At 44.7% G+C, this 21,992-nt stretch carries 21 protein-coding genes, 1 pseudogene and 1 riboswitch; of the genes and pseudogenes, 2 read left to right on the top strand and 20 right to left on the bottom strand.

Annotated features, from left to right (window positions below; all coding sequences use genetic code 11):
- Positions 1–15 precede the first annotated feature (15 nt).
- Both MHH25_RS14320 and MHH25_RS14315 read right to left on the bottom strand, forming a co-directional pair.
- On the bottom strand, positions 16–900 hold the full coding sequence (locus tag MHH25_RS14320; protein ID WP_017688600.1) for an AraC family transcriptional regulator: 885 nt from the start codon (positions 898–900) through the stop codon (positions 16–18).
- Between the two features lie 118 nt (positions 901–1,018).
- Entirely contained in the window at positions 1,019–2,017 is a 999-nt protein-coding gene (locus MHH25_RS14315) for a LacI family DNA-binding transcriptional regulator (protein ID WP_321163448.1), read from the bottom strand.
- A 160-nt stretch (positions 2,018–2,177) separates the two neighbouring features.
- On the opposite strand from MHH25_RS14315, the gene MHH25_RS14310 reads away from it, so the two are divergent.
- Positions 2,178–2,603, top strand: a complete 426-nt coding sequence (locus MHH25_RS14310) for a MaoC family dehydratase (RefSeq protein ID WP_036670824.1) — start codon at positions 2,178–2,180, stop codon at positions 2,601–2,603.
- Between the two features lie 68 nt (positions 2,604–2,671).
- Here the strand turns inward: MHH25_RS14310 and MHH25_RS14305 are convergent, their stop codons facing one another.
- The 12 genes from MHH25_RS14305 to MHH25_RS14250 form a co-directional block, all read right to left on the bottom strand.
- A complete protein-coding gene (locus tag MHH25_RS14305; RefSeq protein ID WP_036670823.1) occupies positions 2,672–3,862 on the bottom strand; it encodes a PLP-dependent aminotransferase family protein in 1,191 nt (396 codons plus the stop codon).
- A gap of 174 nt (positions 3,863–4,036) precedes the next feature.
- On the bottom strand, positions 4,037–5,185 hold the full coding sequence (locus MHH25_RS14300; RefSeq protein ID WP_340020304.1) for an FAD-dependent oxidoreductase: 1,149 nt from the start codon (positions 5,183–5,185) through the stop codon (positions 4,037–4,039).
- 6 nt (positions 5,186–5,191) lie between these two features.
- Positions 5,192–5,911, bottom strand: coding sequence for a methyltransferase domain-containing protein (locus tag MHH25_RS14295; RefSeq protein ID WP_036670821.1), 720 nt, complete (start codon positions 5,909–5,911; stop codon positions 5,192–5,194).
- Positions 5,898–7,055, bottom strand: coding sequence for a type III polyketide synthase (locus MHH25_RS14290; RefSeq protein WP_340020303.1), 1,158 nt, complete (start codon positions 7,053–7,055; stop codon positions 5,898–5,900). The genes MHH25_RS14295 and MHH25_RS14290 overlap by 14 nt, the downstream gene beginning before the upstream one ends.
- A 229-nt stretch (positions 7,056–7,284) precedes the next feature.
- Positions 7,285–8,169 (bottom strand): alpha/beta hydrolase, encoded by an 885-nt coding sequence (locus MHH25_RS14285; protein ID WP_340020302.1) that lies wholly within the window; start codon positions 8,167–8,169, stop codon positions 7,285–7,287.
- Between the two features lie 164 nt (positions 8,170–8,333).
- A complete protein-coding gene (locus tag MHH25_RS14280; RefSeq protein ID WP_036608182.1) occupies positions 8,334–9,026 on the bottom strand; it encodes a hypothetical protein in 693 nt (230 codons plus the stop codon).
- Positions 9,027–9,131: 105 nt separating this feature from the next.
- The gene (locus MHH25_RS14275; RefSeq protein WP_076317967.1) at positions 9,132–9,485 is read right to left on the bottom strand and encodes an MmcQ/YjbR family DNA-binding protein; all 354 of its coding nucleotides are present in this window, start codon (positions 9,483–9,485) and stop codon (positions 9,132–9,134) included.
- A gap of 142 nt (positions 9,486–9,627) precedes the next feature.
- Positions 9,628–11,034: a DEAD/DEAH box helicase gene (locus MHH25_RS14270; RefSeq protein ID WP_036608186.1), complete on the bottom strand. Its 1,407-nt coding sequence runs from the start codon at positions 11,032–11,034 to the stop codon at positions 9,628–9,630.
- Positions 11,035–11,151: 117 nt separating this feature from the next.
- A complete protein-coding gene (locus MHH25_RS14265) occupies positions 11,152–11,466 on the bottom strand; it encodes a multidrug efflux SMR transporter (protein ID WP_100528056.1) in 315 nt (104 codons plus the stop codon).
- Complete coding sequence (locus MHH25_RS14260; RefSeq protein WP_100528055.1) at positions 11,466–11,804, bottom strand: multidrug efflux SMR transporter; 339 nt, start codon at positions 11,802–11,804, stop codon at positions 11,466–11,468. The genes MHH25_RS14265 and MHH25_RS14260 overlap by 1 nt, the downstream gene beginning before the upstream one ends.
- 101 nt (positions 11,805–11,905) lie before the next feature.
- A riboswitch (guanidine-I (ykkC/yxkD leader) is annotated at positions 11,906–12,006 on the bottom strand.
- Positions 12,007–12,076: 70 nt separating this feature from the next.
- The gene (locus tag MHH25_RS14255) at positions 12,077–12,706 is read right to left on the bottom strand and encodes a pentapeptide repeat-containing protein (RefSeq protein ID WP_338708757.1); all 630 of its coding nucleotides are present in this window, start codon (positions 12,704–12,706) and stop codon (positions 12,077–12,079) included.
- Between the two features lie 11 nt (positions 12,707–12,717).
- A complete protein-coding gene (locus MHH25_RS14250) occupies positions 12,718–13,482 on the bottom strand; it encodes a methyltransferase domain-containing protein (protein WP_340020301.1) in 765 nt (254 codons plus the stop codon).
- 479 nt (positions 13,483–13,961) lie between these two features.
- Between MHH25_RS14250 and MHH25_RS14245 the strand changes: the two are divergent.
- A pseudogene (locus MHH25_RS14245) lies at positions 13,962–14,654 on the top strand (AraC family transcriptional regulator); the annotation flags it as partial.
- Positions 14,655–14,831: 177 nt separating this feature from the next.
- On the opposite strand, the gene MHH25_RS14240 reads toward MHH25_RS14245, so the two are convergent.
- The 6 genes from MHH25_RS14240 to MHH25_RS14215 form a co-directional block, all read right to left on the bottom strand.
- Positions 14,832–15,911, bottom strand: coding sequence for a low specificity L-threonine aldolase (locus tag MHH25_RS14240; RefSeq protein WP_340020300.1), 1,080 nt, complete (start codon positions 15,909–15,911; stop codon positions 14,832–14,834).
- Positions 15,908–16,330 carry a MarR family winged helix-turn-helix transcriptional regulator gene (locus MHH25_RS14235; protein WP_036670809.1) on the bottom strand — a complete coding sequence of 141 codons (423 nt, stop codon included), beginning with the start codon at positions 16,328–16,330 and terminating at the stop codon, positions 15,908–15,910. Before MHH25_RS14235 ends, MHH25_RS14240 begins: the two co-directional genes overlap by 4 nt.
- Positions 16,331–16,567: 237 nt before the next feature.
- Positions 16,568–18,286, bottom strand: coding sequence for an ABC transporter ATP-binding protein (locus tag MHH25_RS14230; RefSeq protein ID WP_076249410.1), 1,719 nt, complete (start codon positions 18,284–18,286; stop codon positions 16,568–16,570).
- A 2-nt stretch (positions 18,287–18,288) separates the two neighbouring features.
- Positions 18,289–18,663: a hypothetical protein gene (locus MHH25_RS14225; RefSeq protein WP_235200730.1), complete on the bottom strand. Its 375-nt coding sequence runs from the start codon at positions 18,661–18,663 to the stop codon at positions 18,289–18,291.
- A 175-nt stretch (positions 18,664–18,838) separates the two neighbouring features.
- A complete protein-coding gene (locus MHH25_RS14220) occupies positions 18,839–19,780 on the bottom strand; it encodes an alpha/beta hydrolase (protein ID WP_076249411.1) in 942 nt (313 codons plus the stop codon).
- A gap of 57 nt (positions 19,781–19,837) precedes the next feature.
- Entirely contained in the window at positions 19,838–21,964 is a 2,127-nt protein-coding gene (locus tag MHH25_RS14215; protein ID WP_076249945.1) for a serine hydrolase domain-containing protein, read from the bottom strand.
- Positions 21,965–21,992 lie beyond the last annotated feature (28 nt).

Genomic DNA, 21,992 nt, shown 5'->3' with positions numbered 1-21,992 from the left:
CACAAATATTGTGCATTACCCTCCATATTTTGTGATATTCGTACGATGTTTCTTACGAAATTCGGAGGGTGTGCAGTCATTATATTTTTTGAAAAGACGATTATAGGAGTTAACATTGTTAAATCCGTGTCCGATCGCAATCTCCAGAATCGTATCCTGACGGAACAATAAAGCCCACTCGGACTTGATAATTCGAAAATGATTCAAGTATTCCATCAGTGTTACTCCCTTGATCTCTTTGAACAGCTTGCAGACATGGAACTTGCTGAATTTAATATGTTCTGCCACCTGTTCCAGCTTAATGGGCTCAGCATAGTGCTCCTCCAGGTATTCACAGACCGATTCAAGGAATTCAAATTTTTTGGAGGAAGTACATGCCCATCCTGAAGATGAAGATTCGTCGGTGGTAACCGGTACTTTGGTACGTAATAAAAGTATGATGAGATCATACAACCTGGATACCATTAACCATCGGTATCCCGGCTTCTGATTTTTCTTCTCGGTAATGATGTCATCTATATATTGAGTCAGATTGCTCTGACTTCCCGTATTCGAGGGAATAACTGTTGTTTTGTTGAAAAGTTGTCCGAGATCCTGAATTTCGGCTTCGGTCGTGAAACTCCCGGTTAACAATTCGAGTCGGAACAAGATGATGGTCAAATGTTCGGTCCCCGGCAAAAAGCAGTGCACATCCCCTGGTTTGATCAGCAGCACATCCCCCTTTTCCAACTCACACACGTGGTCGTTCACGCCAATTCTGGCGCTCTTACCATTGACGAGAACCAGTTCAACCTCATCATGCCAGTGTGCAGCATAATTGAACTGATTTCCTGTATGAATTACCCGAATGGGAAAACCTTCTTGCATATGGCCTGTCTCCAAAAAAGTGGGTACGCCCATCGTATCAACCTCCATTTATTTCCAATGCAAAATACTCCTCATCTTTATATTATGCATTAATGGCTACTCTCCTTTCTTTTTAAGAATTTAAAATTCTATAGAATGCAAAAAAAACTCCTCAACTCAGGTTGAGGAGCCGAACAGAATCACGTTCCACGCATTGGATGTCCAGTGTATATAACGTCTCTACGATCTCTCCATTCAGCAGTTGGAAGAGAACATGACCTGCAAGCTGGCCTGCATCCCTCTTCGGCTGACGAAATGTGGTTAGAGGTGGATTCATGTACTGAGATGCAGGTATATTGTCAAAGCCAATTACGGATAACTGCTCAGGTATTGAGATATCATGCTCCCTGAAGGCTTCCAAGCCGCCGATCGCCATCTCATCATTTGCAAAAAATACAGCGGATGGCAGCTCTCCTTCAAGCAGTTTCTTGGCTGCATCGTACCCATCTTGCTTCATGTATTGTCCGCCAATTTTCCATTCGGGGTTCTCTTCGATGCCTGCCTCCTTCAAGGCTTTCAAATAACCTTGATAACGATGGAGATTACATTCCGATTGTGACGGGCCACTAATATAAGCTATAGTCCGATGCCCTTTATCTATCAGATAACGGGTAGCCAAGTAACCGCCTTGCGTATCACTCATCAAAACCTTTACAATATGTTGAGCATCCAGATCCCGATCCATGACAACAATCGGAAACCCTGCTTCAGATGCTTCAATCAGCAACTGATCTTGAATATTCTGAGCAATAACAATAGCTCCGTCAATTCTTCGTTCACGAATGTAACGATGGGCTGTCGACTTCTCTCCACCCAACGAACTACATACGATCATATCGTATCCATGACTCATGACGACGGTTTCTATTCCGTTCACCAAATCGGAAAAATACGGGCTGGACATGTCATGGACAATAATACCAATGGTTTGTGTACTATTTCGTTTTAATTCCGATGCAGGACCATGCCTAACGTAATTGAGTTGACTCGCTGCCTCAAGCACTCGAAGTCTTGTCGGCTCACTTACATTCCCTTTATCGTTGAGTACGCAAGATACGGTCGAACTGGCTACACCAGCCATCTTGGCTACATCTTTAATCGTTGTCATCATATATACTCCTCAAGACAGTTTCATCTGTTTAGTTCATTATGGCAGTAACACAGCAATACACACGGGATAGTTCACTAGCATTTTAACACGTCAGTCCAGTCATGTCTCTTAGCAAAACATCAACTACGAAAAAACATATTAAAGAAACCGAGGTGCCTTCATGAGATTTAGTGAATATGTAATAGGTCAGCGCTACGAAACCACATCCTTGGCATTATCCAAGAGTGATATTATTGAGTTTGCCACAATCTATGATCCACAGTACATGCATTTGGATGAGGAAAAGGCCATACAAGGCCGATTCGGCAGTTTAATTGCTTCTGGCATGCAAACGATGAATATCTCCTTTAAATTATGGATTGAGGTTGGGGTCTATGGAGAGCATGTCGTGGCGGGCACCGGAATGAATAACATTCAATTCCTGAAACCGGTCTTTCCGGATGATGAACTTCATGTCATTGCAGAAGTCATTGGACTGTCTCCCAGACGAAAAGGTAATGGGATTGTTACGGTGCTGCTGAGTACTTTCAATCAGAAGAATCAAAAGGTATTTCAGGCAGAATTAAGTGCTTTAATTGATAATTAAGGACGAGAAAAAGCCCAAAAAAGCCGCCAATTGGCGGCTTTTCGTAGATATATCACATTGAATCATTTTTAAGCGTTATACCCTTTCAATACCTGCCCTAAAATCTCTACGCCATTGACAATCTGTTCGTCTGACGGGGTTGAGAAATTAAGTCTGATGGCATTACAAGGGTCTTGCTCGTTCACCAGGAATGCATTTCCCGGTACAACCGCAACCCCTTGAGCTGCCGCTGTCTTGGCATAATCAAGCATTGGCACATGTGCTGGCAGATCACACCAGAGGAACAGTCCACCATCCGGTTGGGTATAGGTAATGGACTCACCCATATGCTCTTGCAGCTTGTCCATCATCAATGTTGCTTTTCTCCGATAGACCTCACGAATACTGTTAATGTGCCCCGCGTAATCATACTCTGTCATGAATTTATATGCCAGAATCTGTGGAAGCATGGCCGTATGTACGTCTTCTCCCTGTTTGGCAACAACCATCTTCTCCACGACTTCATGGGGCGCTTGTACAAAACCAACGCGCAGTCCCGCCGATAGAATTTTGGAGAATGATCCAACATAGATGACCAGACCCTCATCATCCATAGACTTGATGGTTGGCACATCATCTCCATTGAATCGAAGTTCTCCGTACGGGTTATCTTCCAAAATCATAACGCCATACTTCTTAGCCAGCTCGTATATGGCCTTACGTTTTGCAAGACTCGTTGTTACACCGGTAGGATTCTGGAAACTTGGGATCACGTAGATCAGTTTTACATTAGGCTCCGTTTGCAGCGCCTGTTCCAGCTTCTCAATATCCATACCGTCCATCTCCATCGGAACACCTGCAAGCTTTGCACCGGATGCCCGGAAGGAGTTCAGGGAACCGATAAAGCTCGGGCTCTCACAGATAATCGTGTCCCCTTCATTACAGAACACTTTACAGGCCAGTTCAATCCCCTGTTGTGCTCCAGATACGATGAACAATTGATCGGATGGTTTACCGGTATCAAAACCTGTCTTCAAATGTTGAGTCAATGCTTCCCTGAGGGGAACATATCCTTCCGTAATCCCATATTGCAGAGCTGTGACCGGGTCATGCTCCAGAATGGATTGAGTGAATGTACGAATCGCCTCAATAGGAAAGGTTTCCGGAGCAGGATTTCCCGCGGAGAATGGAATCACATTTTGGCCCGAAGAAGCCTTCAGAATCTCACGAATAATGGATGGTTGCAGTGCTGCGATACGATTGGAAAATGAATAGTTCATCTTAAATAGTGCCTCCCGACATTTCATCTGAATTAACTCTCTATCATTACATTAGATTCTATTATACGAGCATTTTCCGAATTTCCAAACTGTCTCCACAAAATTAATGTTTGTACGCCAAAAAAGAGGCCGCCGTCAGCAACCTCTTTCCCATAAGTATTGAGCAAAATCCTGTTAGCGCGCTGTGTTCATCTCGGATAACCGTGTGGCCTTCACTACATAAGCGGCTAGACCGGGGATCATCCGAGCCAGACCAGGATAGAATTTATTGGTCTTGGCAAAAGCCAGCTTTTGAATTCTTCTTGCGCGTCTGAGCAATTGGGTGAATTCACGGCTTGCTTCCAGCGTGTAATTACTCTGCCAATCGGCATGTTCAATGTCACCTTGCAGGTACTTGTCAGTCCACCTTGCACACAGGAGTGAGGAGCGAAGAGCAATGGACATTCCGTCTCCACATAAGGGTGGTATCATCAGCATGGCATCCCCAATATGCGGATATTGGGACCACGGCTCAGGAACGTTGGACAGATGCAAGGGCGCAATCGACACTTGCGTTCCATCTACAGGTTTTCCCTCGGCTAAACGGGCCGCCAAACTCACGTTTGTCAGGGATGCCGCCTGTAAAATATCGTTTACAGATTTGCCACTTCCCTGGACGGTATCCAGTGTCAACAATGCGGCGACATTTACAATGCCATCCTCAATCGGGGAAATGCCCACGTAACCACCCTCGCAAAAATATAACTCTACCCTTGCGGGAATCTCTATCCCGCTGAAGTGGGACTTAACGCCAACGTATACGGTTTGGTCCCGCAGATCAGGTGCGGAAGCCATCCCGCGCGGCTTTTTGGTCCCATGTGCCCCGATAACGGCTTTGGCTCTGTAACTGATCCGCTCATCTCCCTGTTTCACCTGAACCTCATAACTGGCATCCTCAAGCTGCTCGATACTCGTTATGGTCGCTTTGGTCACAATCTGGGCTCCGGCCTCCAGCGCCTTCTGATGCAAAATCTGGTCCAGCTCATATCGACTTATGCCATATGCGAATCCCGGCAGCGGTGCTTCGATCACTCCGCCATGTGGCATAACGATTTTGGCATGATCCATGGTGCTGGGTTTCTTCGTCTGGTCCAGAAGGTGAATGTCCAGAACTTCTAACATCTCCTTGGTTTCGGGTGACATGAACTCACCGCAAGTTTTGTGCCGCGGGAACTCCTGGCGATCCAGCAAAAGGGTCCGATGTCCTTTTCCTGCCAGTTGCATTGCACATGTACTGCCGGCAATTCCGGCTCCGATGACAATCACATCTATCGATTTCGACACGTAAGATCACCTGCCTTTCGTGGGAATAACAACAGAGTAACGGAATAATGGCTTCCATTCATAGGTCATCGTATCATGATTGAGACGTTGTTTAAGTTCCTTCCAATCCCTTCCTGTAAAACCTTTGGCTACGGAAAGAGGCCCATCATGACGAATATAACGATTGCGCGAGATCATACGTGTAGTAATCCAGACCGCCTTATAGGATACGGGGTGGCGGTGAATATCATTAATAACGACACCGTATCTGGATGCTCTCAGCATATGAGAAACCATATCAACCAGCTGATCTCCGTCAAAATGATGCACAAACTGGGAACCTGTCACAATATCTGCTGAAGCATTCGGCAGTTGTGTAAGATCGGCACGTTGTACCCGAACTCGGGGTTCGTCACGGAATAGTTGTCTCGCTTCCTCACACGCTTCTTCCGTCAGATCAACCAGCGTAATTTCCAGCTGAACACCCTGACGATCCGCCCATTGCAGTAGTTTCTGGTTCACATCCCCTGAACCTGCCCCCACATCCAGCAGAGTCAGCTTATTCGGCTTACCGACTGAATTCCATAACTTCTCTACACCAGCCAGAGTTGGGCCAGGTGCTGCAAATATTTTGTTAAGACGTCTCAGATGTCTAAGCGCTTCACGCAGCTCCTCCCCTCCCAGAGAGAAGTCATCCATCAGTTCATCTTCCTTGGCGCGAATGGACAATGTTCTAAAAAAGGACATGATCATGCTCCTCCATCACTGAAGATAATGAGGGTACATAAGTGAATTTCATCAACTCTGCGGTGAGTCCCGGTCCAAATGCCATGGCTACACCATCCGTAGAGGATTGACCCTGTGCCTTCATGTCCTCACGCATCGCGTTCAGTACAAACAGAATGGTATTGGAAGATAAGTTACCATACGTTCTGAGGACATCCCTGCTATACTTCGTTTGCTCGTCTCGCAGCTTCATTACATTCTGCACAGAGTCCACAATCCCACGTCCTCCCGGATGAATGGCCCACAGTTCAGGCAGCTGTTCACTTTGCAACAAGAGACGCAGTTCCTCTTCCAGATGAACACCTAACAGCTTCGGAATGCGTGGGGATAAATACAGGTCATACCCCAGATTCCCCACCTCCCAGGTCATATCTTCAGTCGAATCCGGAAGAAGCACAGAATAACCCGTTCCCAGACTCAAAACATTCTTGTGCTGAGGTTCTGGTGTGCCCACTACACAGGAAGAAGCAGCGTCTCCGAAGAATGAAGCTGCAAACAGCGCTTCACGATCTTGTACGGGCTGAAAATGAATGGTGCACAACTCTACACAGACCACAAGGACCTGTGATCCGGGAGCTCCCTGCACGACATCTCGTGCCATCTGAATGGCTTTCAGCCCTGCGGCACAACCCTGAAAGATTAGCGGCAGTCGATTAACTCGGGCAGACAAACCCAAATGACGGATGAGCATAACATCAAGACCCGGCAGATATTGACCTGTGCAGCTGACCGTGATGATATGTGTGATGCTCTTTGGAGATACGCCTGAATCCTCCAGGGCTTTCTCTGCAGCCTCACCCCCGAGCGGAAGGGCCTCTCGCTTGTATGTATTCATTCGTTCCTCGGTTGTCGGGATGTCTGATCGCTCACCAGAGGGCAGATAACGGCATTCTTCCAGTGAACCCAGATAGCTCGGTTCCACGGTATATCGTGTTTCAACACCACAGGACTTGAATATTCGCTTGGCAAAACGGGCCAAATCTGGCCGATCCTGAAGAGAAGAAGCGATTAATTCTGCAATATCTGACTGCGCTACGGGGTGAGCAGGTAGAGCCGTCCCCATGCCAAGAATCGCGATATCGGATGGACTGTTATATTGGTTCATAATAAACCTCCTGGTATTGGTCATTATTTCCTCTAATTTAACAACTCTTACCCTTAACGATATCGTTATAATCTCAATAAGGCTCCTAATCTAGTTTATTAACACATCCGCAAGCTCAGAAGCTTGGTTTCACCAAGCCATTGAAGCAATCACACCAATGAACGAAAAAAGCCGCCATTAGGCGACTTCAAGGTAACCAGATTCCTTCTAATCGTCATTCTGATACACGTTATTTGGAAAATGCTTCTCTGATCTTGTCACTCATCAGGTACCAGGCATCCTCAGCCATTTGGAGATCGCCAAAATGCGTAAATCCATGAGCGGCTCCCTTATACTCCTTAAGTGTCACCTTCACACCGCTTGCTTCCAGCCTTGCTGCATATGTTCTTGCTTCTTGGGCCAGTGAATCTTTCTCCGCGGTAATGATCAATGCTTCTGGAAGTCCCTCTACTGATGTTGCAAGCACAGGTGAAGCCAACGGGTCTTGCGCATCTTCTGGCGTTTCAAGGTACATGGCATTGAACGTTCTGGCGATATCGGCTGGAATGGCTTCTGCAAAACTCGGTTTCTCGGCCGGATCTGTAGCCACATCCAACACGGCATAATCCATAATTTGCAGAACAATTGGCAGCTCGCTACCTCGTTGCTGATTCAGTAAACACACTGCTGCAGCAAGATTACCACCAGCGCTATGTCCCCCAATAGCGAATAGAGACGGGTTAACCGAGAAGGATTGCGGGTTGGCCTGGACCCACTGTACAACGTCGTAACATTCATGAACCGCCGTTGGGAACTTGTGCTCTGGTGCAAGACTGTAATCGATATTAACGACCACACAATCAGATCGATCAGCAATCAAGCGACACCATGGATCATCCATCTCTGCTTGTCCCAAGATGAAACCACCCCCATGCATATTAAAGAAGACCGGCAGAGGCGCGGAATGCTCCCTATCCGGTGTATACACAAGTACACGTGTATCCCCTTTAGTTGTAGGAATCATGACTTCTTTTACTGTGACCGCATACGTGGAACTGGGTTGAAGAGCTGCACCTGTAACGACGACATTTTGACGCATACGTTGTACCATTGCCAATTGTTGTTGTTGATCCATAGATATCACTCCTTTAGTGGATTGCCAATACGCCTTCTTCCGTTGTCACTTTAAGTATAGATGACACTCGTCTATTCCGTCATGTGCAAATCATTTGATATGTATTGATCAACATGCTGAAACGTCAACCAAAATTACCTTCCCCTGCTCTTAATGCTTCAATGTTAACATTCAGTGCCAGGAGATTGGTTTGGGTCCGTGCTTGTTTCCTTTTTTTTGTGGAACATCATCCAGACCCCCATCAAACAAAATAAAACGCTGCACCCCATGCCAAACAAGCTACTGGTTTTTAATGCAAGAGGTGAGCCTTGCATGGTAAGTAACGTCGCTTGGGTCACCACGATGGATACCATCGCATCGGTGAAGTTAATCATTTTCAATGTAGATATGATCGGGTTATGGAGATGACGGTTCGCCCAGGTACCATACACGGCAAAAACCAGCTTGGTAAAAGCAACTGTAGATACGATATACACGATGTTACCCTCATATATGAAGGCATCGCCGATTAGATACATTCGCAGGCAGACCATCGAATAGGACACGCCTAGTAAACACAGGAACAGACCTCCGCGCTTATATACCGTAAGTTCTAATCTATATCTTTCTTCGGGAGAGTCCATTCTCTTGGTAACTGTATATTTATGGAGCACTTGTCCTTTTGCCACACACAGAATCAGATAATATACAGCATTTGTAATGAACCATCCCGAAAGCAGATATATGCCCAGGATTAACTTGCCTATCCCTGTTACCGCATTGATAACAAGGGAAGCCACATTAAACAAGGCTGTTCGATCTTGTTTATTTCCAAGGTAATGGAACCAAATGGACTTCAAATATGTCTTCATTTTCATAGGATATTCATTCTGTTAGAGAAGCAGACCATTAGCCTTTTCACCTACCTCTTAAATGTCAATAACATGATGAATGAGGTGTAGAGAAAGTGGTATACGTTCTCCTCATTCGGCCAAAGATTCCCGAACGCTTTTTGGAAGGGATTTAATAACCATATCATAAGAGTGATCGATCATGACGTAGACATCTTCATCGGATAGTGAACCATCCAGCGTAATGGTATTCCAGTGTTTTTTGTTCATATGATATCCCGGTTGAACTGCTTCATGCTGCTCTCTCAGGTTCTCTGCAATAATGGGATCACATTTTAAGTTTAAACGACAGTTCTTTTCTTTGTTTTCAAAAATAAGCGCGAACATCTTACCCGCAACTTTAATCGCGACTGGATCAGGTCCAAATGGATAATCCTTGGTCGCACCTTTCTTCTTCAAACTGTATTCAATCATCGTATCCTTCAAGTCAGTACCTCCCTTTCACCAGTGGACGATATAATGATACCGAATGTAAGTTCGTATGTAAATAAGCTCGTTGCACATAAAAGCACATAACAAAACCTCCCCCAAATGAATGGAGAAGGCTTTATCTGGATTTATTTAACTCTTAATTGGCTCTATCATTCCTAGTTTTGCTGCTGCGGCTGAATGAGCCATGGTTTGATTTACTGCTACTGCTGTTTGATCTACTGCTATTGGGTCTACCGTCGTTTGAACGACTACTGTTTGATTTACCACTCTTGGCAAACCATTCGGATTTGGGCTTGCGTGCCGGGTTAGCTTTGGACTTCGCCGGTTTGCCTGCAGCCGATTTGTTGAACGAAGGTTTACTGCCTGATGCTTTGCTGGTTTTATCAAACACAGGTACACCTGTCATTGGATACGGATGACCTTTCACTTCAGGAATCGTCTTTTTGATTACTTTCTCGATATCCTTCAGGAATGGAAGTTCATCCTTCTCGCAGAACGATATGGCCATCCCGCTTTTGCCAGCTCGCCCTGTACGTCCAATACGGTGAACATACGTTTCCGGAATGTTAGGCAGGTTGAAGTTAATGACATGTGAAAGTTCCTCTACGTCAATTCCTCTTGCCGCGATGTCCGTCGCAACTAATACACGTGTTGCACCACTCTTGAAGTTGTTCAGTGCCCGTTGTCTCTCGTTCTGAGACTTGTTGCCATGAATAGCCTGTGCCGTAACATTCGCTTTGGCCAAATCACGTGTAACCCGGTCAGCGCCGCGCTTCGTGCGTGTGAACACCAATGCCGTGACGATGGATTTATCCTCCAAAATTTGGTTCAACATATGTTGCTTCTTGCCGTTCTCCAACAAATAAATAGACTGCTCAATGCGGTCTACCGTTGAAGAAACCGGTGTGATTTCTACTTTGACTGGATCAACCAGCAGGGTTTTAACCATTTTGGTGATTTCAGGAGGCATCGTAGCTGAGAAGAACAGCGTCTGCTTTTTGTTAGGCATTTTGGCAATGATTCTTTTCACATCATGAATGAAGCCCATGTCCAACATCCGGTCTGCTTCATCCAGAACGAGAATCTCAACCATCTTCAGATCAATACGTTTCTGGTTAATCAGATCGTTCAATCTGCCAGGCGTTGCGATAATAATATCTGCACCTTGATTCAGCGCACGCTCTTGTACTTTTTGCGAAACGCCGCCAACGATTGCCGTACAACGAATGTCCGTATACCGGCTATATACCTTGATGTTATCCGCGATCTGAATCGCCAGTTCTCGTGTTGGTGTCAAAATTAATGAGCGAATATGTCGTGCGGACTTCGATCCTTGCCCTTTGGATCTTTCGCTTAATAATTGAATGATCGGCACTGAAAATGCTGCCGTCTTGCCTGTTCCTGTCTGTGCACATCCCAGCAGATCTCTGCCAGCTAATACAGCTGGTATGGCCTGTTCCTGTATAGGGGTAGGATTAGTATAGTTTGCTTTGCTTAACCCTTCCATAATAGAGGGGATAATATTTAAGTCCTTAAATGTCATGTTGTCTCCTTCATTTACGCACATCTATCAATAAGACGCATCTTTTATTTCACACGTAACGTATAAGGATACCATTAAAAACGTAATTTGTACATTATCTTTTTAAAATCACTTTGTTTAACTGACCAATTTAAGACCAACTGCCGATCCGAGCACCATAGCGATAAACAGAATTCGTAGGGCATTTCGAGGTTCTCCATAAAACACCATGCCCAGAATGGCACCACCGGAGGCTCCGATTCCCGTCCATACGGCATATGCTGTCCCCATCGGAAGAGTTTCCATTGCAATGGACAGGAACATGAAGCTTAAACCAAACCCGACTACCAATAGAACCAGTGAAATGAGATTACGGTCTTTGTGCAACTTGTTTATCATCAGCACTCCGATCATCTCAAATATACCTGCCAAGATAAGAAATACCCAGTTCATTATAGCTGCACCTCCTTATTCTTCTCTTTACTCAGCATTTTAAGACCAATTACGCCGAGTAAAAGTACACCAATCAGCACCATTTTTCCGCTTTGAACAGTCGCATTAAACAGAACAATCTCTGCAAGTACCGTACCAGCGGTACCCAGGCCAACGAATACGGCATATACGGTTCCCACAGGCAGTGTCCGCGAAGCTGCAATCATCAAGGAGAAACTAATGATAATTGCAACCAACGTAAACCCCCATTCCAGCAGACCACTGGCATGTTTCAATCCAATGACCCAACCCACTTCAAACAACGCAGCAATCACAACCGACATCCACGTTTTATTCATTCTTGTAACACTCCTTCTCTACTACATTTTTTGTACAACCCGTAAGGTACATTAGCGAAAAAACAAAAAAAGCCCGGGAAACAAACTGCATGTAGCAGTTCATCTCCCAGGCTTTTATCCCTCCGTGGCACAACCAACAGGTTGCGGGTTTTCTCTCGGACCAGACCGACACATCCATCGCGGAACCCTAGAAAACCTGTTTTTATTCTAATGTGTCTCCAATTATACACACTTCCACTATCTTGGCAACCCCGTAAATGTGATCACGCCCTTTATTTGATAATCAAACCCATTAATCCCACAAATGTGGCGGCTTGATGTGGTGAAATCACACAACCGTTGAGATCTTCCATCGTCAGCACCAAGGAGTCAAATTCGCAATCGCTAAGATCCAAATCCTTCAGTTTGGTGCCTGTTAAGGAAGCTTGGTCGATGTTACATTGACTGAACTCCATTTTTTGCAGTGCCAGATAGGCAAAGTCCGCACCAATCAAGGTACTTTCTGAGAAGGAGACCTGTTTCAGATGGGCAAAACGGAAATTGCTGTAGTCGCCTAGACCATGAAGGAAATTGACATTTTGCAATCGGCTATTGGAAAAATCAGTTCCGACAAACTTGCAGTTATGCCATTCGATTCGATGCATGAAGGCACTAGAGAGATTGACATTGGAGAAGTCACAGTGTTCGAACCGGACATCGGTGAATTCAAATTGTTCCAAGGTAGACTCCGAGATTGTCACATGTCTAAATACAACATTTTCAAAGGAAACCTTACTCGCTTCCTGTTGATCCAATGTAATGTTCTCGATCAGTTTGTGTTTGTACTCCACTTTGGATTCCAGGAATGCAATCGTTTCCGGTTCGAGCAACTGCTCCTGAATCTTGGGTTTGTCCATTTTCATCCCGTATTCCCCTATTCCTTAATAGCTACAACTCGCAGTCGGCTTCTGTCCAGATACCACTGTCCATCCCGCATCAGTTGTGGCTGTACTTTTTTCTCAACAGCTTCCATAATAACATCCTGTTCCGCAGGTGTGATACCACTGAATAAATACTCCGCGAAGCTGGTCAACCACTTTTTGGCACCTGGCTTGAACGGGGTAAATTGATCCACATGCTGAGCCAGACTAACTCGAAATCCGTGTTGCTCCAGAAGATTAGCATATTCGCCAATGGTCGGGTGATACCACGGATTCCGTCCTTCCCATTTGTATCCACGGGCATCCAGTTCTTCCTGTACCGCTGTAATTAATATAGCCGTGTTACCATTTGCAGCAAACTCAGCCACGAATCGCCCGCCCCTCTTGAGCGCTAACTGTATTGATTGTACTACAGCTGGAGCATCCTTTATCCAATGCAGAACGGCATGAGAGAAGACCGCATCATACGGTTCTTCTGTCCGATAATGACAAGCATTTGCTACTTGAATATTCATATCAGGGTATTTCTGTTTAGCTTGCCTAATCGTCTCTTCTGAAAAATCTATACCTGTTGGCAGCGCTCCTGCGGCTGCAATTTTGGCTGTCAGACCGCCATTACCGCAACCTACATCAAGAATACGTTCACCTTGGGATGGCTGGAGCAATGATAAGATAGGTGTGCCCTGTAACGTAGCAAAAGGAGCGGAATGACCACTCGATGATTCGTTCACTTGACCGGATGAATGTCCGTTATTCATAGATTATAATCTCCTTCTCAATTAAGGATCTAATGTATCTATAATAACTTTAATATAAAGGAACTGTCAATTCACTTATCAGATCACTATAAAAAAAGCCGCCGAATGGCGACTTCAACATTAAGGATTCGGATCAACTGAGATTTCCTGTTAGCCCACATATTCCATATCTCACACTCTCCTTGAATTTGTTCTGTAAACTGATGTTGTCTCGACCTCTTCGGTAACTAGCTCTAACCAGCATGTGAAGTATATCTCTCGATGTACGGAATTTTCTTCGAACTTGATCTGTGATTCGAGCCTGTCAATCAAAATTTGCCTCACATGGTTTGATAACCACTTCATCACCTTACTCACCCAACTTTTCAAATAAACTTTAATCGCTTGGCTCTGTTAACATACTCTTAGTATGCCGAGTCATGGGCTGCAAGCGGTATATCAATCGTCTTAATTGATTGCCTGATCCTCTCAGGCCCTCTTCCAATTACCTGATTGCTTCCATGAATCTCCCGGTCATCGGGCAGATTATCAAGGCATCCGCAGATGCACCCTACTTAAGTCTTAAGCTCGAATTCACACCGAACCAAATTCTCGAAGTACTTAACGAATGTAATATCAAGGTAACATTCAACGAAAACGCCAGACGAGCCATGTTTGTAGGTCAGATGGAATCGTCCATTCAGGATGCTGTACTCCGACTTGTTCGATTGCTGGATACGCCAGGAGAGATTCCGTTTCTGGCTCCGTTGTACGTTAAAGAAATCCTGTTCCGTCTCCTTCAAGGGCCTTACGGAGGAGAACTGGCGCAGATTGCGGTTGAAGGTAGCAGCACTTATCGGATCAGAGAAGCGATTGAGTACATCGTTCATCATTGGGAACAGCCTTTTCGCATTGAAGATCTGGCTGAGACCGCGAGCATGAGCGTCTCTTCATTCCATCGTCACTTCAAAGAGATCACAGCTATGAGCCCATTACAATTCCAGAAACAATTAAGATTACAGGAAGCCCGGCGACTTCTGATGGCCGAATCTGCTGACGCGGCAGATGTAGCGTTCCGGGTTGGTTACGAGAGTGCTTCTCAATTTAGCCGCGAATATGCACGCATGTTCGGTGCGCCAAGAGCCGATATCCGACGGCTGAAAGAGAAATATGACATGGCCTTGAGTGAGTAACCGAGTATGTACTCTCTATCTCACAACTATCACACAAAAGGCAAACCAAAAAAGGACAACCACAACGGATTGTCCTTTTTTCAGTATCAAAATTCTGCGTAATATCTTTTGGAATTTTCAAAATACTCGTATTTATGAAAGGAAATCGGAGCTGTTCTCCTTAATTAATGAACAAGATTAGACCAATGCTTCGACCCGTTCTGGCACGTGGATCTCTTCGTGCAATAATTGAGTGATGTCACGAGTCAGTGCATCCACATTCTCCTGCTGCGTTGCCCAGCTGGTACAGAAGCGCACCGCACTGTGTGTATCGTCAACCTTTTCCCAGAAGGTGAACGTATAACCGTTGCGTAATTTCTCAAGCAAACGATCAGGCAGAATCGGAAACTGCTGGTTGGTTGGTGAATCGTACAGGAAGCGTACCCCCTGCTGTTCGAGTGAGTCATGAATTCTCAAGGCCATATCTATGGCATGGCGAGAAATATCGAGGTACAGACCGTCTTCGAACAACGTTTCGAATTGGATACCTAGCAATCTGCCTTTGGCAAGCAGGCCACCTTTTTGTTTGATCATATAACGAAAATCAGGTTTCAGTGCATCATTCAGGATAACAACCGCCTCTCCCATCAATGCGCCAATCTTGGTTCCCCCGATGTAAAACACATCACACAAGCGAGCAAGATCAGCAAGTGTCATATCGCAAGCGCGTGAAGCGAGTGCATATCCAAGGCGTGCTCCATCCACGAAAAAAGGAAGACCACATGCTCTGCTCACTGTATGCAATGCTTGCAGTTCTGCCTTGCTGTACATCGTTCCATTCTCCGTTGGTTGGGATATGTAGACCATTCCTGGTTGAACACAGTGTTCCGGCGACGACTCATTCATGTGCGCATCGTAGACTGCTCTAACCTGCTCAGGCGTGATCTTTCCGTCCTCGCTTGGAACTGTGAGTACCTTATGTCCCGTAGCTTCAATAGCTCCGGTTTCATGAACCGCAATGTGTCCCGAGGACGCAGCAATCACACCTTGATATGGACGCAAAATAGAGGCAATCACCGTTGTATTTGTCTGTGTACCACCAACCAGGAAATGAACATCAGCTTGCTCATTGTCACAAGCCTGACGAATAAGCATTCTCGCCCGTTCGCAGTGTCCATCCGTGCCATACCCGCTCGTCTGTTCCATATTGGTTTCCATCAGTCTTTGTAAAATGCGTTCATGCGCACCTTCGTTATAATCACATTCAAATCGTATCATCGTGTTGTCTCTCCTGCCTTCTTGTTCAACTTCTCTTGTATGTTCATCATGGAGGTGTATACCTCTTGAATCTCTTCTTCATTCAATTCTTGCATCAGCTTCAGGATCTGTTGATCGGATCGGTCATTCAATTGGGCATACAGTTCCTCACCCTTGGCTGTCAGACGAATCAGACTGACCCGGCTGTCGGCCGCAGAATCCACTTTCACCAGCAGTCCTTCCTTGGACAGCTTGTTCACAATTCGGCTCATGTAACTGCGATCAATGGTCAGTGTATCTACCAGATTGTTCGCAATGCTCTCACCCCGAATTCCAATCTCAATAATGACTCGTACTTCTGCAAACGAATACCCTGTTCCAAGAATATGCTTATCGAGTACACCAAGTATGTTGGTATAAAAACGGTTAAAACGTCGCATGTCAGCCAGTATATCTGGATTTATGTACTGAGAGTTGATGTCAAACCCTCCTTTTTAGTGGACATTGTCAACATTATAATAATCACGTTAGTGGACGTTGTCAACATTATATTTTGCTTAGCATTTGATAACCTCATTATTAACATCCAAACAGAAAAAAGCCACGCATATGCGCGGCAAGGTTGTTCTGTCATCGGAGTGACGAGTGTAATTATTTTTTTGTTCAATTTACCTGGATTAAGAGTGACTATATTGCACCTGATGAAGACGGCTGTATATCCCTCCAGCGGCGACCAATTCCTCATGGTTGCCCTGCTCAGCGATACCATCTGTGTTTACTACGATGATTCGATCTGCATTCTTGATAGTTGTCAGTCTGTGTGCAATCACAAGTGTAGTTCTGCCCACCGACAATTCAGCGAGTGATTGCTGGATCAGTGCTTCCGTTTCCGTATCCAGCGCTGAGGTTGCCTCATCCAGAATAAGAATGGGTGGATTTTTCAAGAACATACGAGCAATAGATAACCGTTGCTTCTGTCCTCCGGATAGCTTGACTCCACGCTCGCCAATGACAGTATCCATACCATCCGGCAACGTAAGAATCAATTCCTCCAATGAGGCACGACGGGCGGCATCCCAGATTTGTTCATCCGTTGCACTCAGATCACCATAAGCAATATTCTCCTTAATGGTACCCGAGAACAAAAATACATCCTGCTGAACGATTCCGATATGTTTGCGCAAGGATTGAAGCTTAACGTCGCGAATGTCCACACCATCTACAGTGATACGTCCCTCTTCTACCTCATAGAATCGGGGCAACAGGCTACAGATTGTCGTTTTACCTGCACCCGAAGGTCCAACAAAAGCAACCGTTTCGCCTGGTCGAACAGACAGACTGATATCACTTAGAATTCGCCGACTGGATTCATATCCGAACGAGACGTTCTCGAAGCGAATATCACCTTTCACACTTTCGAATTCAACGGCGTTTTTGCTATCCGCAATCTCAGGTTCTGTATCAATGATCTCCAGATAACGCTTGAAACCAGCAATGCCCTTTGGATAACTTTCTATGACGGCATTGATTTTCTCAATCGGGCGGAAGAAGATATTGGACAGGAGCAGGAAGGCCATAAAGTCACCCATATTGATTCTGCCATCGATATAAAACCAAGCCCCGCTGATCATGACAAACACCGTAACCAGTCGCATCATCATATAACTGACCGAGATACTTTTCGCCATCGTTTTGTAGGCAAGCAGTTTGGTGTTACGGAAATTCTGATTGTCCACTGCAAAAAGTTCTTTCTCATGTTCTTCGTTGGCGAACGATTGCACAACACGCATACCCCCGACGTTGTCTTCAATACGCGCATTGAAATTGCCGACGTCTCCGAAAAGTCGCCGATACGTCTTTGTCATGCGACCACCAAATACGATAATGACCCAAGCCATAATTGGGATAATGATAAAGGTAAGCAGCGCTAGCTCAAGATTAATGTTAGCCATCAGCCAGAACGATCCGATTAATGTCATCACTGCGATGAATACATCTTCAGGTCCATGGTGAGCAACCTCGCCGATATCATTCAGATCATTCGTAAGATGACCAATTAAGTGGCCTGTTTTACGATTATCAAAGAACCGGAAGGACAGCTTCTGCAAGTGAGCGAACATCTTCTCACGCATGTTGGTCTCAATGTTAATGCCCAGCATATGTCCCCAGTATGTAACTACATAGTTCAATACGGTATTAAGTGCATAGATGGATAACAGCACAACACAGGCAAGCATAATGAGAGGCCAATCCTGACCTGGCAACAATTCATTAATGAATTTGCTGACGGCAAGGGGGAAAGCCAACTCCAGAAGACCTGCGAGTACAGCGCATCCAAAATCAATCAAAAACAGTTTTTTATAGGGACGATAATACGAGAAAAAACGACGAATCATACTTATTCACTCTCACTCTCTAGATCCTTATTGGGGTTTACATCTTCATTTTGCAGCTCGAACAGATGGATATACTCGTCGATGACCTGATCAATAGCTTTTAACTCCCCACTGATCACCGGGCGAATATGTTCATACTCCTCCTGTCCAAGTTGTCGGACAAGCGTTGTTCTCCGATTCTGCATTTGTTCCAGAAATACAAGAATTCGGCCGCGACGGAATGTCTGCGCACCACGGCCCCGTTTTCCCTCATGTTCACCATGACCTCTTCCACGTCTGGAACGTTCACCACGTTGCTCATTGTCACTCATATCGCGTCTCGGACGCTCACCTTGACGTACACTTCCATCCATCTCTTCGATAGGACGATCTCTCATTTGTGCCACCCCCATTACGTGTATACATATGTATACAACATATTCATGTATACGATTGTATACGTGACAAAAAGAAGTGTCAACCTAAATTTTCCAATAGATAACGAAGTATGTATATTCACCATCTCCCTAACAGAAAAAAGCCGCGATTTCGCGACTTCTTTTGTTGGCGACACTATTTTATCTCACTTATAAACTTTCTATATTCTTGAACCATTTCTTTGGATCGGGTGTGATGCAAATAATGTTCTCCCTCAAATGTCATCACTTTTCCATGTACAGAAGCTTTGACTTGCTCTTCATGTAATGGTATCCATCCTTCCGTTTCGGTATCATTCGCTTGTAAGAAGAAAATCACAGGAAGATCTTTGGGGAAGGACAGGTTCTCAGCTTCTTTGAAATTAGGACCAAAGTTTTCACCTTCATTCAGGTTGTTCGGATTAAACGTATTTTTGAGTGAAAGTATTCTAATTTGTTCTCTGGTTTCTTCATCAACATCGGGTGCAATCAGTTGATCAGGGGCCAGTTTCATTAACAATCGGTAGAATCCTGATTTTTTAAGCAGTTTGTACGTTTCGGTTGGAAATGGATCATCATTACCTCCCTGCGTTGGGACACTGCTCTCAATTCCGACAAATGAACTTACTTCGTTTGGATATTTATTCACATAATCCAGGCCGTATATCCCTGAAATCGAGTGAGCCATAAGCGTGTAATTATGAATACCAAGTTGCTGTAACGCTTCATGAATTTCACTAACCATATTTTCAGTGGTACGCTCTTTTTCAGTAATGTCACTTAATCCATAACCAAAAGGTTCAATGACAACAACTTTGTAAAATGGAGATAGCTCATCGATAAGCGGTTTGAAATCAAGGGCTGGGGCAGGTGTTCCGTATCCAGGAAGCAATACCACCGTTTCTTTGCCTTCTCCTTGAATCAACACATTCATGTTTTTCCCGTCAACTGCTACAAACTGACCATAGGGTTTTATTTTCCCTTCTTCCGATTTGTTGCTAAATACATTAACAATAAAAACAGTGGCAAGAAATAATGCAAAAGCGATAACGATGGCTCCGAATATTTTGAGCAAAATGATTAATATTTTTTTCATCATGATGGTTCTCTCCTGTTGAGTTCGTTTGGTGTTCAGCCGTTTGGAAATCCATTCATTTTATTTTTTTAATGAAATTTCGAATTTGGAACCAACCTCACCTGCAAATACAATACGGCCGTTTTCTGGTAAAACAACATTATTCTTACCGCTGACCACGCTGTGATTAATACAAATTCCGGTCTGGTCATAGACAGCAAAGGCTCCCTTTGCAGGCAACTTCACTGTCATGACTTTTCCTTTCGCAGTAGCTGGTACCGAAAACCATTTGGCATATCCATCTGCTTGAATGGTTGTTGCGGATTGTTTACCCGAATAGATTGGTTTCACCATTTCCTCACTAGCGTATACATAACCTGAAAATGTAAGATACTCTCCTCCGTTCTTTTTGGAGAAATGAATGTCCATCGTATCACGTCCGGCAGTACCCGGAATCTGCAATTGATTGGCTGCTTCGTTGGCTCCAATAATCTTATTATTGGACATATATCCCGGATTCTCTTTATTCAACTGAATAGGCAGGATCGATGTAGCATTAAGATAGAGCATTGATGTGTATTTCTCATTCACCAGATAATATTTTTTACCATCGCGCTTTGCCCATGCAGCGTTAATCTCCTTGGATAATTTATTGGCTTCAAGCTTCTCCCCATTATATTCTGAGAAAGCCAGCTGTCCGAGTCCTGGAACGGATATATAAGATCGTGACCACAAGTAGGTTTTCCCATTTTTCTCCACAACGAATTTCAACTTGTCTGTACCTTCGTTATTAACAAAAGTACCATCTGCTGTATAGGTGTATTCTTGAGCCGGATTACTCGGAGCTGTAAGTGAAGATACAGTCATTTGTCCAGCCGTATTTATTTTGATCTTCATAACCGAATTATTGCCGCCATATATACCTGCATACTTGGATATTCCTTTAGGCATATTTGCCTTCACAGTTACGCCAAATGATTTTTCTGGCTTCCGCTCTGTAATGATGTCCTTTTCCTCAAGTGCACTGAGTAATAATTCATTCGCAATGAAATTATTGGTTAAGCTTGACCCGCCTGAAGAGATAACGGCTGCAGCCATGTTATATTCCGGGAGTACCACTAATGAGGACTGATAAGATAAAGTATCTCCACCTTTCATAACGGCCTTAATGCCGTATTCGTTGAATGGGAACAAGCTCACACTATCCCACCCCAACCCGTAAGACATCAGCGTATCGCTATCCTCTGGCCACATGCCTCTTTTATACTCTTCTTGCGCCATAGCTTTGACAGACTTACTGGAAAGAATACCATCAACTTCTCCCGTGAAGATTCTTGAAAATTTGACCAGATCTTCAGCGGTGGAATACAGACCTCCAGTACCGATGATATTATAATTCTCTTTTGGTAGTGGTCCCTCATAAAAAGGGGAATAGATTGCCGCCATGTCTGACGGATTAACCACATCCTGTGGTGATTTGGTATGTTTCATATCCAAAGGCTCCGTGAAATACTTGTGTATAAATGCGGTATAACCGATGCCGCTCACTCTTTCGACCAGAATCTCGGCTAACGTAAAGCCATCGTTGCTGTAGACTGAGTATTCGCCGGGATCTGCTTTCAGGTTTTGATTCGCCAATTGCTCCAGAAACGTATCATGTGAATACGTGTCATTATCTCCGTACAATGTGGCATTGCTGGTTGAGGTGCCCAGAAGACCAGAGGAATGATTCAGCAACATACGGGGTGTGATCTGTTTGTATCGGTTATCTTTCATTGTAAAGTCAGGCATATAGTTCACAACAGGTGCATCCAAATCAATCTTGCCTTCGTCAACCAGCTTCATTACAGCGGCTGTAAGCATCATTTTACTGGTTGAACCAATGCCATAGACGGTGTTCGAAGTAAGAGGTACCTTGTCGTTTATATCGTTCTTGCCCGTTTGACCGGACACCACAATCTCTCCACCATCGATGAGCGCATATTGCAGACTCGTCGTACCATATGTCTCGGTCAGCAATTTGGCTTGTTCGATCACGGCTTTCTTTGTTGTCTCATACGTAAGGTTGCTGTTGTTCATGGGAGCCGGTGCGGCCATTGCAGACATTGGGGCAAGTATCGTCAGCATGAGAGTCACAGCAGCTATAGTATTTCTCTTTTTTGCTGCCCTCACACTTATCTTCAGTTTTGTTACCTCTCTTGGTTTCATTCTTGCATCTACTCCTGTCTTCATCATT

Source organism: Paenibacillus sp. FSL H3-0457 (genome assembly GCF_037981725.1).
Classification (GTDB): Bacteria; Bacillota; Bacilli; order Paenibacillales; family Paenibacillaceae; genus Paenibacillus; species Paenibacillus amylolyticus.
Note: the sequence above shows the minus strand (reverse complement) of the source record. Positions and strands in the feature narration are given on the sequence as shown.

Excerpts from the sequence above, each read along its gene's own strand:
- MHH25_RS14260 (WP_100528055.1), bottom strand. The coding sequence starts at position 11,804 with ATGAATAAAACGTGGATGTCGGTTGTGATTGCTGCGTTGTTTGAAGTG.
- MHH25_RS14215 (WP_076249945.1), bottom strand. The coding sequence starts at position 21,964 with ATGAAACCAAGAGAGGTAACAAAACTGAAGATAAGTGTGAGGGCAGCA.
- MHH25_RS14255 (WP_338708757.1), bottom strand. The coding sequence starts at position 12,706 with ATGAAAATGGACAAACCCAAGATTCAGGAGCAGTTGCTCGAACCGGAA.
- MHH25_RS14230 (WP_076249410.1), bottom strand. The coding sequence starts at position 18,286 with ATGATTCGTCGTTTTTTCTCGTATTATCGTCCCTATAAAAAACTGTTT.
- MHH25_RS14235 (WP_036670809.1), bottom strand. The coding sequence starts at position 16,330 with ATGCGACGTTTTAACCGTTTTTATACCAACATACTTGGTGTACTCGAT.
- MHH25_RS14280 (WP_036608182.1), bottom strand. The coding sequence starts at position 9,026 with ATGAAAATGAAGACATATTTGAAGTCCATTTGGTTCCATTACCTTGGA.
- MHH25_RS14295 (WP_036670821.1), bottom strand. The coding sequence starts at position 5,911 with ATGTCCTTTTTTAGAACATTGTCCATTCGCGCCAAGGAAGATGAACTG.
- MHH25_RS14320 (WP_017688600.1), bottom strand. The coding sequence starts at position 900 with ATGGGCGTACCCACTTTTTTGGAGACAGGCCATATGCAAGAAGGTTTT.
- MHH25_RS14315 (WP_321163448.1), bottom strand. The coding sequence starts at position 2,017 with ATGATGACAACGATTAAAGATGTAGCCAAGATGGCTGGTGTAGCCAGT.
- MHH25_RS14225 (WP_235200730.1), bottom strand. The coding sequence starts at position 18,663 with ATGAGAGATCGTCCTATCGAAGAGATGGATGGAAGTGTACGTCAAGGT.
- MHH25_RS14290 (WP_340020303.1), bottom strand. The coding sequence starts at position 7,055 with ATGAACCAATATAACAGTCCATCCGATATCGCGATTCTTGGCATGGGG.
- MHH25_RS14240 (WP_340020300.1), bottom strand. The coding sequence starts at position 15,911 with ATGATACGATTTGAATGTGATTATAACGAAGGTGCGCATGAACGCATT.
- MHH25_RS14305 (WP_036670823.1), bottom strand. The coding sequence starts at position 3,862 with ATGAACTATTCATTTTCCAATCGTATCGCAGCACTGCAACCATCCATT.
- MHH25_RS14250 (WP_340020301.1), bottom strand. The coding sequence starts at position 13,482 with ATGAATAACGGACATTCATCCGGTCAAGTGAACGAATCATCGAGTGGT.
- MHH25_RS14285 (WP_340020302.1), bottom strand. The coding sequence starts at position 8,169 with ATGGATCAACAACAACAATTGGCAATGGTACAACGTATGCGTCAAAAT.
- MHH25_RS14265 (WP_100528056.1), bottom strand. The coding sequence starts at position 11,466 with ATGAACTGGGTATTTCTTATCTTGGCAGGTATATTTGAGATGATCGGA.
- MHH25_RS14310 (WP_036670824.1), top strand. The coding sequence starts at position 2,178 with ATGAGATTTAGTGAATATGTAATAGGTCAGCGCTACGAAACCACATCC.
- MHH25_RS14270 (WP_036608186.1), bottom strand. The coding sequence starts at position 11,034 with ATGACATTTAAGGACTTAAATATTATCCCCTCTATTATGGAAGGGTTA.
- MHH25_RS14220 (WP_076249411.1), bottom strand. The coding sequence starts at position 19,780 with ATGATGAAAAAAATATTAATCATTTTGCTCAAAATATTCGGAGCCATC.